The 13,174-nt window shown below is 68.0% G+C and carries 15 protein-coding genes; 9 read left to right on the plus strand and 6 right to left on the minus strand.

The genetic code is table 11. The annotated features are described in order from the left end of the window. Positions 1-188 precede the first annotated feature (188 nt). Positions 189-740 (plus strand): hypothetical protein, encoded by a 552-nt coding sequence (locus tag EER30_RS40230; RefSeq protein ID WP_127507010.1) that lies wholly within the window; start codon positions 189-191, stop codon positions 738-740. 10 nt (positions 741-750) lie between these two features. Here the strand turns inward: EER30_RS40230 and EER30_RS40235 are convergent, their stop codons facing one another. Continuing rightward, complete coding sequence (locus tag EER30_RS40235; RefSeq protein ID WP_127507012.1) at positions 751-2,373, minus strand: glycoside hydrolase family 13 protein; 1,623 nt, start codon at positions 2,371-2,373, stop codon at positions 751-753. Between the two features lie 106 nt (positions 2,374-2,479). Between EER30_RS40235 and EER30_RS40240 the strand changes: the two genes are divergently transcribed. The 3 genes from EER30_RS40240 to EER30_RS40250 are packed head-to-tail and all read left to right on the plus strand — an operon-like array spanning position 2,480 to position 4,587. Beyond that, complete coding sequence (locus EER30_RS40240) at positions 2,480-3,940, plus strand: ATP-binding protein (RefSeq protein WP_127507014.1); 1,461 nt, start codon at positions 2,480-2,482, stop codon at positions 3,938-3,940. Positions 3,941-3,970: 30 nt separating this feature from the next. After that, positions 3,971-4,246 (plus strand): hypothetical protein, encoded by a 276-nt coding sequence (locus EER30_RS40245; RefSeq protein WP_127507016.1) that lies wholly within the window; start codon positions 3,971-3,973, stop codon positions 4,244-4,246. Next, positions 4,243-4,587: a hypothetical protein gene (locus EER30_RS40250; RefSeq protein ID WP_127507018.1), complete on the plus strand. Its 345-nt coding sequence runs from the start codon at positions 4,243-4,245 to the stop codon at positions 4,585-4,587. The genes EER30_RS40245 and EER30_RS40250 overlap by 4 nt, the downstream gene beginning before the upstream one ends. Before the next feature lie 51 nt (positions 4,588-4,638). Here the strand turns inward: EER30_RS40250 and EER30_RS40255 are convergent, their stop codons facing one another. Then, positions 4,639-5,553, minus strand: coding sequence for an NADP-dependent oxidoreductase (locus EER30_RS40255; protein ID WP_127507020.1), 915 nt, complete (start codon positions 5,551-5,553; stop codon positions 4,639-4,641). A 187-nt stretch (positions 5,554-5,740) separates the two neighbouring features. On the opposite strand from EER30_RS40255, the gene EER30_RS40260 reads away from it, so the two are divergent. Next, entirely contained in the window at positions 5,741-6,208 is a 468-nt protein-coding gene (locus EER30_RS40260; RefSeq protein WP_127507022.1) for a hypothetical protein, read from the plus strand. A gap of 61 nt (positions 6,209-6,269) precedes the next feature. Here EER30_RS40260 and EER30_RS40265 read toward each other — a convergent pair whose 3' ends face one another. Beyond that, positions 6,270-7,121 (minus strand): hypothetical protein, encoded by an 852-nt coding sequence (locus EER30_RS40265; protein WP_127507024.1) that lies wholly within the window; start codon positions 7,119-7,121, stop codon positions 6,270-6,272. 152 nt (positions 7,122-7,273) lie between these two features. Further along, on the minus strand, positions 7,274-7,792 hold the full coding sequence (locus tag EER30_RS40270) for a monooxygenase family protein (RefSeq protein WP_127507026.1): 519 nt from the start codon (positions 7,790-7,792) through the stop codon (positions 7,274-7,276). A gap of 711 nt (positions 7,793-8,503) precedes the next feature. Between EER30_RS40270 and EER30_RS40275 the strand changes: the two genes are divergently transcribed. Beyond that, on the plus strand, positions 8,504-9,055 hold the full coding sequence (locus EER30_RS40275) for a hypothetical protein (protein ID WP_127507028.1): 552 nt from the start codon (positions 8,504-8,506) through the stop codon (positions 9,053-9,055). A gap of 152 nt (positions 9,056-9,207) precedes the next feature. Here EER30_RS40275 and EER30_RS40280 read toward each other — a convergent pair whose 3' ends face one another. Together EER30_RS40280 and EER30_RS40285 are read right to left on the minus strand one after the other, a co-directional pair. Next, positions 9,208-9,525, minus strand: coding sequence for a hypothetical protein (locus EER30_RS40280; RefSeq protein WP_127507030.1), 318 nt, complete (start codon positions 9,523-9,525; stop codon positions 9,208-9,210). A 176-nt stretch (positions 9,526-9,701) separates the two neighbouring features. Continuing rightward, positions 9,702-9,998 carry a hypothetical protein gene (locus tag EER30_RS40285; RefSeq protein ID WP_127507032.1) on the minus strand — a complete coding sequence of 99 codons (297 nt, stop codon included), beginning with the start codon at positions 9,996-9,998 and terminating at the stop codon, positions 9,702-9,704. Between the two features lie 118 nt (positions 9,999-10,116). Here EER30_RS40285 and EER30_RS40290 point away from each other — a divergent pair, with 118 nt between their 5' ends. The 3 genes from EER30_RS40290 (at position 10,117) to EER30_RS40300 (ending at position 12,973) form a co-directional block, all read left to right on the plus strand. Then, positions 10,117-10,461, plus strand: a complete 345-nt coding sequence (locus EER30_RS40290) for a hypothetical protein (protein WP_127507034.1) — start codon at positions 10,117-10,119, stop codon at positions 10,459-10,461. Positions 10,462-11,110: 649 nt separating this feature from the next. Continuing rightward, complete coding sequence (locus tag EER30_RS40295) at positions 11,111-12,190, plus strand: NAD/NADP octopine/nopaline dehydrogenase family protein (RefSeq protein WP_127507036.1); 1,080 nt, start codon at positions 11,111-11,113, stop codon at positions 12,188-12,190. 231 nt (positions 12,191-12,421) lie between these two features. Further along, positions 12,422-12,973: a hypothetical protein gene (locus EER30_RS40300; protein ID WP_127507038.1), complete on the plus strand. Its 552-nt coding sequence runs from the start codon at positions 12,422-12,424 to the stop codon at positions 12,971-12,973. Positions 12,974-13,174 lie beyond the last annotated feature (201 nt).

Genomic DNA, 13,174 nt, shown 5'->3' on the forward strand with positions numbered 1-13,174 from the left:
ACGTGCGCAGGGCGCATACTGGCGGTGACCTCGTCGGGGGTTTCGGTCGTGTGTGGTAACTCGATCCGAACCCACGACGAGGTTTTTACGTCGCTACGTCCCTCTTCCCGAGTGAGTTAGGTACAGAACTTCTGATCAGGCGCTTAGATCTGCCCGGGCCGCACGCGCAGGCGGTTCGCGAGGAGCTGTTGAACCTCAAGGTGGACGCCGACGGGGCGCTCGCGGCGGCCCTCACGGTGTTACGAGCGGACGGGCCCGCCCCGGCTGTGCAGGTGCTCAGCGTGCGGAAGCCGGCCAATGCCTCGGTCCGCGAGCGGCTTCGTGATCCGCGGCTGACCCCGCATGCCTTGCTGGCCGGTGCTTGGCGGCTCGCAGTGACCGGCGACCCCGAAGACCGGAAAGCCGCGGCGGAGGCGTTCAGGCGGCTAACGACGGATCGGATGGTCCACCCCTATCTGCGCTGGAAGGCCCTCGCGGCGATCCCCACCGTGGACTTCACTGCCGCCGAGGAGTGCGCCGGCCGGATCTGGACCGTCGTCGAGGACGAAAGCGTGAGCCTTGATCAGCGACGGTGGGCTGCGGAGGCTTTGGCCGACGCGTTTCCCGTCATGGGAGCGCCGCTGCGCGATGCGGTCCGCCGACTTGCCGAGCACGTCGACGACGTACGTGCTCGGCGCAGGTTGCAGCGGTCGATCGCCGTCATAGACCGCGGCGAGCGATGGATACCGGCAATTGCGTAGCCGAATCGCTTCAGCTGGTGATCCAGACTGTGGTGTCGGGGGTCAGCTTCAGGACGCCGCCGTTCGGGGCGTCGGTCTCCGGGGACGATGAGAGCAGCAGTCGTTCGGCGGGGATGACGACGGGGGCCTCGCCCATGTTGATCCAGCACGTGACCGGGGTGGCGTCGCCGTGGCGGGCCACCAGGTCCACGCGGATCACGTCGCCGTCCTGGGTCACGGCGGCGTGGCCCGAGCCGAGCGCGGGGTGCAGGGCGCGCAGCATGATCGCCTGCTGGTAGAGGCTCAGCGTCGAGCCGGGGTCGGCCACCTGGCGATCGACGGCGTAGTCGGGCCACTCGGCGGGGATCGGCAGCCACGGCTCGGCCGCCAAAGAGCCGCTGAAGCCGGTGCTCGGCGCGGAAGCCGTCCACGGCATGGGGATTCGGCAGCCGTCACGGCCGAGGCGTTTGCCGGATGAGCGGAAGAAGATCGGGTCGCGGCGGGCCTCGTCGGGGACCGAGGCCTCGGGCAGACCGAGTTCCTCCCCGGCGTACAGATAAGCGGAGCCGGGGAGGGCGAGCATCAGCAGCGCCGCCGCGCGCGCCCGGGCCTCGCTGCCGTAGCGGGTGACCTGGCGGGCCTTGTCGTGGTTGCCGAGGACCCATGGGGCGGGTGCGCCGACGGCCTCGAACGCGGTCAGCGCCTCGTCGATCGTGTCGGCGAAGGCGAAGGCGCCGGCGTCCCAGTCGCTCTTGAGCAGGCGGAACTGGAAGGCGTGGTGCAGCTCGTCGGGGCGCGCGTAGAGGCCCACCTCGTCCAGGTCGGCCAGCGACACCTCGCCGACGAGCATGCGGTCGCCGGCGTACGAGTCGCAGATCGCTCGCCAGCGGCGCCAGATCTGGTGCACCCGGGGCTGGTTGGTGGTCATGGCCTGCTCGGGGCCGTGCCCGAACAGCGTCGGCGAGTAGGTGCCCGGATTGTCGCGGTAGGCCGGGTCTTTGAAGAGCCCGTACGCCACGTCGACCCGGAATCCGTCGACGCCGAGGTCGAACCAGAACCGCAGCACGTCGTCGAACGCGTCCGCCACCGCGGGGTTGTCCCAGTTCAGGTCGGGCTGCTGCGGCGTGAACAGGTGCAGGTACCAGCGACCGTCCGGGGTGCGCGACCAGGCCGAGCCGCCGAACATGCTCTGCCAGTTGTTGGGCGGCGAGGAGCTCGCGGGCAGGAAGTGGTAGAAACCGGCCTCGGGTGAGTCGGGGTCCTCGAGCGCCTTGCGGAACCAGGCGTGCTGGTCGCTCGTGTGGTTCGGGACGATGTCGAGCAGGATCCGCAGCCCGAGAGCGTGCGCGTCCTCGACCAGCAGCCGCACGTCCTCGACGGTGCCGTAGGACGGGTCGACGGCCGTGAAGTCGACGACGTCGTAGCCGCCGTCAGCACCGCCCGACACGTAGTGCGGGGTCACCCAGACCGCGTCGACGCCCAGCTCAGCGAGGTAGGGCAGCCGCGCCCGCAGACCCGCGAAGTCGCCGATCCCGTCGCCGTTGCCGTCCGCGAACGAACGCAGGTAGACCTGGTAGACGACGGCGTCACGCCACCACGGGTCCCCGGGGACACGCTCGTACACCCAGATGTCTTCGATCGGCTCAGCTGACATGCCCGCACCGATCGGCCCCCGCCTCGGCGGCTTGCGGGACGGCAACGAACGGCAACCGGTGTGCGCCCGTGTCACTCTGGTAGGGAGCCGACCCCTGGAGGCAGACATGACCGACGCGCGATCCAAGGACGAGACCTTCGAGTACGCGGGTGCGACCGTCGTGCTGGTCGACGCGGCGACGGTGCTGGCCGCGGCCAGGGTCAACCCCGTCGAGCTGATGCGCCGCGCCTCCTGGCCCGCCCCGGTGAACCGCGTCGACCTGACGGTGTCGAGCGCGAACCGCAAGATGACCTCGGTGCACACGTTCTCGGCCGCGATCAGCACCGCGGAGGAGCCGCTGTCGAAGGAACGCATCCGCAAGCTGGTGCTGGGCAACGACCCGGTCGGGCTGCTGCTGGCCAAGCGCATCGAGGCCGGCGACCCGATCGCGACCCGCATCGTCGACGGGGTGGGGGCCGCGGCCGCAGCGGCGTACAAGAAGCTTGGTCTTGACCGTCAGTCACAACCGGTGACCAACCGCGAGCCGGGCACGCTGGCCGACGCGGTGGTCGGGTTGCAGGCCGAGATGACGTACGACGAGACGGGCACGGTGGTGCGCCTGCACGCCGAGGTGCCGCGGGACGAGGTCACGCCCGCGCATCTGCAGGCGTTCGTGGGGCTGACGTTGCAGGCGGTGATCGAGCTGACCGGGCCCGACTCGCTGACCGGGCGCCGGTTCGTGGTCAGCCGCGAAACGGTGTCGAAGGTGCCGCAGACGACACAGACGGTGACGCTCGACATGGTGGGCGGGCTGGCCGACGTCGTGTCCGAGCTGCGCGAGATCGCGGTGTCGTTCCGGCACCCCGAGGCGATGGCCCGCTGGGGTGCGCGCCGGCCCCAGGGCATTCTGATGTACGGACCCCCGGGAACCGGCAAGACGATGCTCTCGCGGGCACTGGCCAACGAGATCGGCGCCGACTTCCGCGAGATCCGTACGCCGGAGATCCTCGACAAATGGCTCGGCGGCTCGGAACGCAACATCAAGCAGATCTTCCGCGACGCCCGGCGCTACCGCGTGCCCACGCTGATGCTGTTCGACGAGTTCGACTCGATCATCAGCTACGCCGGGTCCGGCGGCGACGCGGCCAGCCAGGCCATCAACGCGGTCGCGGGCATCTTCAAGCAGGAGATGAACGATCTGATCGAGGCCAACCCGAACGTGATCGTGGTGGCCACGACGAACTTCCCGCACCGCGTCGACGACTCGCTGATCCGCTCGGGCCGCTTCGACGTGAAGATCAGCGTCCCGAAGCCCGACGACGCCTCCCGGGCCGAGATCTTCCGCAAGATGATCCGCGGCCTGATCGCCACCCACGAGGCGCCCGGCTTCCAGATGTTCGCCGACGATCTCGACCTGGCCGCCCTCGCCACCGCCAGCCACGGCCTGACCGGCGCCGACATCAAAGAGATCCTGCGCCGCGTCCAGCTGGCCAAAGCCATGCAAGACGCCCGTACGGGCGGCCGCGTCGACCCGATCACCACGGAGGACCTGCTCGCCAGCGTGCGCGAGCTGCTCGCGCCCCGCTGATTCGTATCACGCGCGTAGTACGCTGGGGGCGTGCCGTACGAGTGGGAGGACTGGGCTCTGGCCGCTCTGCTCGGCATCGAGCCCTACGAGGTTCGGCATGTGCTGGGGGCACGACGGCGGTGGCCGCGACAGGCGGTGAGCGCCAACGGGGTTCCCGTGCTGACCGTGTGGAGCCGTACGGCGGCTGGCCGACCGTTGATCGTCGCGGTCTACCACACCGCCGGGCTCACCTGGAAGATCATCGGTGCGCGGGACATGACGGATGAGGAACTGATCGAGTTCGGCCGGTGGGAGGAGAACCGATGAGTCACGACGACGACGTACCGCGGACGCCGGAACAGGTCACCGCGTTCATGAACGGGCTCTCCTTCGACGCACCGCCGACCCCGCAGGACGAGCAGGCCCTGTTGAGCTCGCTGCCGCCGGCCGGGTCGGCCGTCATGGTCGTGCGCTCGTTGCGGCTGCCGGCCGAGCTCGATCAGGCCGTCGCGGCCGCGGCCAAGGCGGCCGAGGTGCCCAAGACGACCTGGATCCGGCAGGCGATCGAGATGGCCCTCGCCGTTCAGGCCGACGACGACGAGCCGATCTCGCGGGCCGAGGCGTTGCGGGCGCTGACCATGCTGCGCCCCGCGCGGCACGTGGCCTGACCACCAGGCTGACCGTCCACACCACGTCGACGCCGCGTATCCCGGCGGCGTTCAGCGCACCTTGATGATCGTGCGGCCCTTCACCCGGACGGCGGGGGCGAAGGCGTCGATCGCCTCGTCGAGGGGGCGTACGGCTCCGATGACCGGATTGAGGGTGCCGGCGCCGACGCGGGAAGCCAGTTCGGCGAGCCGGCCGCGGTCGACCTCGACGACGAAGAAGATCGCCCGCCCGTTCTCGGGCCGCACCGGCGGCGGCTCCGGCACGGTGACGATGCAGCCGCCGGGCCGCAGCACGTCGAGGGACCGCCTGTACGTGTCGCCGCCGATCACGTCGAGGACCACATCGGCCGGGCCCGCGTCCCCGAGCTGGTCGTTCTGCAGGTCGACGAATGCGTCGGCGCCGAGATCGAGGACGGTGTCACGGTCGGCGGCGCGGCCGGTGCCGATCACCCGGGCGCCGGCGTGGTGGGCGAGCTGGACGGCGAGCGCGCCGACGCCACCGCCGGCGCCGTGCACGAGGACCGTCTGACCGACCTGGAGCCGGGCGTGATCGAAAAGGGCCTCCCACGCGGTCAGGCCCGAGATCGGCACGGCCGCGGCGGTCGTGAAGTCGACGGAGATCGGCAGTGGGGCCAGGTTGCGGGCCTCGACGGCGACGTATTCGGCCAGGGTGCCGTTGCGGGTCCAGTCGGCCAGGCCGTAGACGCGCTGCCCGACGGTGAGCCCGCTCGTGCCGTAGCCCAGCTCGGCGACGACCCCCGCCACCTCGTGACCGGGGACGCTCGGGGTGCGGTCGCGGCCGGCCCGGTCGGTCCAGGTGCCCGGCCAGGTCAGCTCGCCGCGCGTGAACCCGGCCGCGTGCACCTCGACAACCACGTCGTTCTCGGCGGCGTGCGGGTGGTCGATCTCGGTCAGTCGCAACCCTTGAACACCGGCGCTCTGGTCGGTGGCGACGATGGCTCGCATACCCCCTTTGTACGCCCGTCCAGTGCCCCCGTTCATGCCGAGGGCAACCTCGGGCAGACGTCCGGCCCTACCGGCTGGCTGGTAGGCGGGATTTCCCGGTGGCGGCAATGTGCGCCTCGGCCGATCGGAGAAACCTCAGAGGTGACAGAGCCCGCCGAGGCGGGGCCTTCCGGAAGGGACCGAACCGATGAGTCAACATGCCATGCAGCACGTCGGCGCCAGCGTTGCCTGGCGAGACATCTCCCTGACCCAGCGGATCATGGGCGTTGCCACGGGGGCCCTGCTGGGCATCGACGCCTTCGTCCACCTGAACGACGCCTCCCAGTACGACTCCTTCCGCTCGTCGGTCATGAGCGAGGGCACCCTGTTCCGCATCCAGGGCGTCGTCGCGATCGTGGTGGCGCTGGCCGTCCTGCTCTGGCCGAGCATCACCACCTGGATCGTGTCCCTGCTGGTGGCGGGCAGTGCCGTCGGCGCGGTCATCCTCTACACCTACGTGAACGTCGGCCAGCTCGGCCCGATCCCGAACCTGTACGAACACACGTGGCACGCCGCCGGCAAGATCCCCTCAGCGGTCGCCGAGGGCCTGGCCTTCCTGATCTCCGTCGCCGGCCTCATCATGGCCGTCCGAGCGCGCCGCCGGGCCGCCGTCTGACCACCCACCGCGAATCCCGCCACCATGGCCGGTGGCGGGATCTCGCGTGTCAGAGCCCTCGTCACTCGTCCTCGGTCTCATAGGGCGGAATCGTCCATCGCATCAGCATCTCGCCCGTCTCGCCCGTCTCGCCGGCTTCGAGCGTGACCGGATAGACCTGGCCGGTGACCCGTTCGCCGTTGTGCCGCATCGAGTGGTCGCCCGGTCCCCATCCGAGGCCGAGCACCTGACAACCGCCGACCTCGATCGCGCCGGCGCGGAGCGGATGATGCCATCCGGCCCGATAGGCGCGGTGGAAGTCGGTATGCTCGTCGACCGAGACCATGAGGCCTTTACCGTGAAGGCGGTCGCACCAGGCGGCGAGTTCGGCCGCACGCGCGGTCGCCTCGGCCAACGGCAGGTCGAGCCAACCGTACGGGCCGTCGCCGCCGTGCCGTGCGATGCGTTCGCCGCCGAACTGCGCGTGAGCGTCGTCCCCGTACCGGCCCCAGTAGGTGACGTCGGCGAGCCCGTCGGCCGGGTCGCCGTCCAGTCCCGTCCACGAGTCCAGCGCCACGGCGTCGCCGATGACCATGCCGCAGCGGTCGACGGGCAGGTCCCCGAGCCGAACCGGGTTCCCGTGCCACGGAAGTCCAAGTTCGATCTCCAAGGTCGCGATCGACGGCTCCTCGTCGAACGGGGACGGCGAAGTGCTCGCTCTCACCGTCAACGGCCGGTCAGCCGCGGCCGGGACCGCGACCGCCTCACACAGCCACTCCCGGAGATGGCCTCCTCCCGACAACGCTGCCTTCCGCGCGCGCTCGGACAGGGGTTGGCCCAGTTCCGGCCAGTGGTCGATCCACCCGGCCATGCCGAGCACCAGCACACCGGACGGCGCATCGACTGAACCCAGGTCGACGAAGATCTCAGGCATCCGCCGATTGTGCCGTGCCCCGTCGTGGGCCCTTAGCGCGTGGGTAGACCCCGTGTCCGAGGGTCGGCGAGTGCTGACTGTCTACTCCCGACGGATTTGGTAGGACACCGCGGCCTGGACGCTTCCGGACGGGATGATCCGAGAGCGAGAACCTAGCCGCCGGCCCCGGGGGTGTAGAGGTCGTCCTCGGTGACGACCGGAGCGAGGTCGTCCTCCGGGCGGCCGACCCGCGCGGCCGAGCCGAACATCGCGCCGCGGGCCGGGTGCACCGGGGCGAAGGATGCGAAGCCGCGGCGCTGCGGGATGTCGTCGTAGACCGCCTCCATGCCGCCGCGAAGCAGGTAGGTCTCGTGCCAGAAGCCGGTGCCGCCGCTGTCGCGCAGGAAGTCGCGCCACCACAGGCGGTGCGGCTCGGAGCGGGCCCAGGCCAGCAGCGCGGGCAGGTCCCGCCAGTACTGGCGGATGCCGAGGTGCATGGGGAACAACGACCAGAAGAACTGCTCGTGCGCGAGCAGCCCCTCCGGCTTCTCATCCGACCGTTTGATTCGCGGGCCGCGGGCTACAAGGGTGCGCAGGCCGTAGAGCCGGTTGACGCGCATACCCAGATAGACCACCACCAGATCGGGATATGAGGACAGGTCGACGGTTTCTCGATTGACGCGGCTCAGCATCGCCGGATCTCCTTCCGGTCAGGGATCCTCCGATGCTAAGGCCACGCACCGACCATCTACTCGATGCACAGCCTTCTCGATCGACAATCATCGCGAGGACCACTTCACGATCGGCGCGAACCTTCTCGCGCTTCCACCGATAGGCGGGTGGTCGCTCCGAACGAAGTTCCGTCGTCGAGCTTCGCCGCCGCCCGCATACCACCAGTCTCGCTCAACAGAATCGCGTCGAGCTCGGCGGACGTCGGCTACCTCGACCAGCCCGGCCCCACGGCCGCAACGGGCATACCCAACTGACCTCTTCGCGGCAAGAGAGTAAGTCAGTTTTCAGAGCTCAGTCCCAAGAGTTGAACACCGTTTCGCCCACGCTGGCCGGTCGCCACGAATCAATCTGCATCCACGCCGCCTTGCCCAACGCCGCGGTGTCCACGGCGCCGAGCGATGAGTCGAGCACCTGACAACTCATAGCGTCGGCGCCCGGACAGAGCGACTCAACGCGCTCTCATCGGCACGACACAGTAGACGGGCCGTCACCCCGACCACCGACCGTGACGGGCGGCGGCGCTGGCCCGAGCGCGGACAGCGGGATGAGAGTGCGCTTGATCTTGAAGAGTTCTCGGCGAGTGTCGTCTGTTTCGGGCGCTGAATCCCGCGTTTCCAGCAACGGCGCACGCCCACTGCGGCGCCGTTCTGAAGGGGACTAGCCGCACTGGCATGATCGCCTTCGTGGCTGAGCATTTCAAGAAGCGCTTCTTGGTCCTCCACGACTACGGCATGGGCGGTCTGTGGTGGTGGATCCACGCCCGCTCTGAGTGGGAAATTGCGCAGACGTTCGCAGAGGTGGAGGTCGTCACCGATCCCGACGCGTTGACACGGTTCCCCGATGGCGAGCTGGCCGAGGTCGACATCGACGCCGCAACCATGCCGGCTGGCCTGGACGGCCTGCGTGAACAACGGCGTGCGCAGCGCGATCGACCCGGGTTCGGGGCTCTCGCCGGGCGCGAGGCCGTCTTCCTACGGCGTCCGTGGGACGAGGCCGACGAGACCGAACCGCAGATCTACTACGAGCACCTCGGGCCGGACGGGCGCCGGCTGCGACAGGTCGAGATGTACGCCGACGGAACCGCGGTCAGGACTGGTCCTGAAGACTGGTCGTTCAATCCGCCGAATGACCTTTACGATCCTGACCTGGCGCAGTGGGAGACCGGTGCGCAGGATTTCGAGGAGGTGTGGCGGCGGGCCCGAGATGGAGGCGAACACGGCTGACTTACACCGCCCGTCCCCCGACCTACACGGGCCGTACGCGCTCCAGCGGTGCCGGCGAGAGCGGACTGCGGCAGATCAGGGCGCCGCTCGGCGAGGTGTTCGCGTAAACTTTTGGGCGCCTCGACCCGCTCACGTCAGGCCGTAAGGCCGGTTCAGGCCAGAAGATGGTGCCCGGCAACCGAGCGACCAGGCAAGTCGAGCACCAGCGGCAGGAACACGTTGGGTGTCTCGCATTCCACGAGCACGTGCTGATACGCGGTTCCGCGCATGTTCCAGGCGTGGGACACCCGTCCTTCTGAGAAGTCATGCTCGCCGAAGTCCTCCCGAGGAATCGCCTCGAAGTACTCCCAGAAGCCGAACGGCGGCTCCTGGTCTAAGCCGACGCGTTCCGCTTCCGGCACGGCCGTGGCTTTGAACTCGTCGTCAGTAAATCTGTGCATCCCATCAGAATGCCAGCCGCCTTCCTTCACCCCCGTTCGCGATTGCCTGCACTCCAGGATGGGCGTCCTTCGGTTCACTCACATCGGCCACATGAGCGACCGCCGCTACGAACCGTGACGCTGCGTAGCGACCGGATCCCGGCTATGAGAGTGCGCTCTTGGGGCTCCCGCCACGATTAAATGACGCAGAACGATGCAACTGCCGACTACAGCAAATCGAGAAGGGTCTCCAACCGGGCGGCCAGAGCGCCCTCGATCTGTCCCTGCACCCGGACGCTCACCACGCTCCCGCCGACGGTACGGGCCAACGAGACTGTGAGCGGCGGTACTCCTTCCAACGGATAGCTGAACCATCCGTCGACCGACTCATCGTCGGTGTGATCCACTGCACCGGTGAGCGCGACCTCGTCCAGTTCGCCATAGTCGTATCCAACATACCTGCTGACGTACTCCAGGAACCGAACCACGTTGTCCTCGGACACCCAACCATCGATCGACTGCACCACTACAGTATGGGGCGCGCCGGCCGACCAACGGCCAACAGAGTGACCGTTCGTAGGTACGCAGCACGCTGACAGCGGCAGATCAGGACGATGCAGGCTGTCCCTCATGATTGACGTCATGGCCAACGGCGATCCGTACACGACTATCACCGAGCCGACGTTCGTGGCCCGGTTCCTTCTCGATCCCCACGCGGACACCGTGGAATCGGTGGCCAACGTCGACGCGTTCGTCGACCTTCCGGACAGCACCTGGGCTCTGACGATTTTCACCGTCGACGAGGTCACGCGCCTGCTGGCGCTGTGGAAGGAGACTGGCGAGGTGGCCAATGGCAGCTACTTCTGGGCTGTGGACCAGCTCATCGTGCCTGAACCGGGCCTTACGGCGATGACCGCGGCGGTCCGGGAACTGGTCCGGAGCGGCGACATCACCAGCGTCGGCATCAGATGCGACGACCCAGACTGAGGCGCGGACTGCGGCAGATCCGGATGCGTGATTGAGCACTCCGGCTCCCGCGACCTCGGTGGCAGGATCGTGTTGCAAGGCCTCACGTCATGGCGCGGGCCTCGATCTGGCACGACATTTGTCGGCGGCGAGCGTTGATCCCGGCTTGATGCCCATTGCTCGTGGGCGGTTGCGATGCTCTGGCCAGGCTCGCCTCGTACCCTTGATTCGCTGGCGGCGCTGTACCCGCAACCACCCGCCGGCTCCGCGCGTCGGGCGACGGCAGCCGGACAACGAGACGGACCCGGCCTTGAACGCCGCGCCTTCTCGGCGGCAGAACAGTGCGCCTATTGGGGGCGCTACATGTAACTACTGCTGACAACTTGGATTCAGTGCTGGAAACGACGGCCGGCAGCTTGAGGATGCTGGCAACGGCCCCGAGCACCGAGTGGACCTATGTTCGGACGTGGCGTCACCGTGCCGACGCCAACCGCGTCGGTGGATCGAGGCTAAGCCACTCCGCCGCGTCGACGTTGAGGTTCAGCACCATTTGTTGTGCGAGGATCTCAAGAATGGCTCGGCGGCCCCGCCATTTGCGTTCGACCTCGTACGACGGGGCCGGTGGTGGAGGCGGCGTCTGCCATGACGCCACAGGGATTGGGGAGCGACCATGAACGTCACCGTTGTTGGTTCTGGCAACGGAGGCATGGCTGTCGCCTTCGACTGGGCTCAGCATGGCCACCGGGTCTCGCTGTACTCCCGAGCCTCACACGCTCACGAAAACATTGAGGCAGTTCGGGCAAAGGGCGGTATCAACAGCCAGGGACGGCTGGAGGGCTTCGCCCCGGTTGCGTACTCCGGTACGGACATCGCACCCGCCATGGAGGGCGCCGAGACCGTCTTCGTGGTTGGGCCGGCGTTCGCCACCGAGCCCTTCGGTCACGACCTCGCACCTCACCTGCGTACCGGGATGACCGTGGTGATCTGTCCCGGCTCCTGCGGCGGCGCGCTCGCCTTCAAGCGAGCCGCGGGTTTGGCGGTGCACGACGACAGCATCCTTGTCGGGGAGACCAGCACCCTCCCGTACGCGTGCCGGGCCGACGGCGACGGCAACGTCCACGTATTCCACAGGTTCGACACGGGTCTCTTCGCCTCGGCCGTTCCTCGGTCCGGCAACGGCAAGCTGCTGGAGATCCTCAGGCAGGTCTATCCCTCGACCATCGAGGCGGCCACGGTCTTCCAGACGTCTTTGCAGAACGGCAACCCTGTCATCCACCCCGCGGTGACACTCATGAACGCCGCCCTGCTGGAGCGGACCGGTGGCGACTTCCTCTTCTACGAGGAGGGTGTCACCGAAGCTGCGGGCCGTCTGATGGAGGCTGTCGACTCCGAGCGTCTCGCTATCGCGGTGGCGCTCGGCGTGACGATCCTGTCCGAGCCGGATATCGGTGTGAAGCAGAGCTACATGACCGAGAGTAACTACACGACCGGGTACTCCCGCGCACCCGGCTTCCGCGGCATCAAGGCACCAACCCGCATCGACTCGCGGTACCTCACCGAGGACGTCGGCTACAGCCTGGTCTTCTTCACCGACCTGGCACGTCGACTCGCGGTGCCAACCCCGACGATGGACGCGATCATCGAGATCACCTCCGTCGTCCTCGCGCGTGACCTGCGTGCGGAAGGTGCCCGCACGATGAGTTCTTTGGGCCTCGACGACCTGACCGCCGAGCAGTTACTGAGCCTTTGAGGACAGGCACCAAGCTTGCCGTTCAACCTCTCCGGCCGAGCCCCCGTGTCGCCGGGCGGCGAACCCACTATGCCATCAGGGCAACTACGATGAGTCACGGCTGGCGTGCCGGCTACGGCAAGCTACGCGACCAAACGCGCGTTGTATGCGGCAGAACAGTGCACGAAATCTTGCGCCACGCACAGCCGGAATTGAGATGTGGTTTCCCGTCCACCGCCTGACAATCAATTCATGCGCCAACTTACCGAGGGCGATGTCGCCGCCGCGCCGCTGCCGCCTGGCCGGGTGAATGACGCGTGGGGCTCGTACCTGGCGTTTTGGCGGCAAGGAACCCGCAACGACGCTCGGGCCGCCGCGAACCGCTTCGTCGATTCACTCAACGACTCGGGTGCGGAGACATGTGCCGAGTTTGCGAGATGGTTGTGCGCGCTCCTGTTCGACGAGAGCGATTTTTGGGCCGGCCAGTGGGGCGGGGGCATGACGCAGGGCAAGGATGGCTGGCACCGACCGGTGGCGCCAGTGCTGACCGTCCACCCCCTCAGTGTCAGGGTTACCCTGCCGTACCTGCTCTCCAGTCTGTCCAACCCCGACAGCCAGCACCTGCGGTGGGCGTACCAGTTCACCGTCGGCCAAAGTTATCGCTTGCCGCCGGCAGAACGCCGACGTTGGGAGGACTCGCTCGAAGCCCTGTGCGGTCCGGGGTTTGCGCCGATTGAGCTGCTTCACAACGCACAGCGCGATGCGCTTGCTCGCCGCATGCTGCGCGACGCCGAGGAAGACTGACCGGCGCCGGTGCCTCATCAGGGGATGGCCGTGGATCACCAAGGATTACCTGCATATCAAGCAGATCCGGATAATGTTGGGGCGATCAACCTGACTGTCTGCAGTCGGTCGTTGCTGGGTGGCCGAGCCGTGAGCTCGTCCGCCGCCGCGTTGCCCGATGGCGCCGCTGGGCCGATCTGATGCGACGGGACATCGACGATG

Source organism: Actinoplanes solisilvae (genome assembly GCF_003999975.1).
Classification (GTDB): Bacteria; Actinomycetota; Actinomycetes; order Mycobacteriales; family Micromonosporaceae; genus Actinoplanes; species Actinoplanes solisilvae.

Bases quoted from the DNA above. Each gene is read 5' to 3' on its own strand.
- EER30_RS40265 (WP_127507024.1), bottom strand. From the start codon at position 7,121: ATGCCTGAGATCTTCGTCGACCTGGGTTCAGTCGATGCGCCGTCCGGT.
- EER30_RS40260 (WP_127507022.1), top strand. From the start codon at position 5,741: ATGAGTCAACATGCCATGCAGCACGTCGGCGCCAGCGTTGCCTGGCGA.
- EER30_RS40300 (WP_127507038.1), top strand. From the start codon at position 12,422: ATGCGCCAACTTACCGAGGGCGATGTCGCCGCCGCGCCGCTGCCGCCT.
- EER30_RS40290 (WP_127507034.1), top strand. From the start codon at position 10,117: ATGGCCAACGGCGATCCGTACACGACTATCACCGAGCCGACGTTCGTG.
- EER30_RS40295 (WP_127507036.1), top strand. From the start codon at position 11,111: ATGAACGTCACCGTTGTTGGTTCTGGCAACGGAGGCATGGCTGTCGCC.
- EER30_RS40250 (WP_127507018.1), top strand. From the start codon at position 4,243: ATGAGTCACGACGACGACGTACCGCGGACGCCGGAACAGGTCACCGCG.
- EER30_RS40235 (WP_127507012.1), bottom strand. From the start codon at position 2,373: ATGTCAGCTGAGCCGATCGAAGACATCTGGGTGTACGAGCGTGTCCCC.
- EER30_RS40255 (WP_127507020.1), bottom strand. From the start codon at position 5,553: ATGCGAGCCATCGTCGCCACCGACCAGAGCGCCGGTGTTCAAGGGTTG.
- EER30_RS40270 (WP_127507026.1), bottom strand. From the start codon at position 7,792: ATGCTGAGCCGCGTCAATCGAGAAACCGTCGACCTGTCCTCATATCCC.
- EER30_RS40240 (WP_127507014.1), top strand. From the start codon at position 2,480: ATGACCGACGCGCGATCCAAGGACGAGACCTTCGAGTACGCGGGTGCG.
- EER30_RS40275 (WP_127507028.1), top strand. From the start codon at position 8,504: ATGATCGCCTTCGTGGCTGAGCATTTCAAGAAGCGCTTCTTGGTCCTC.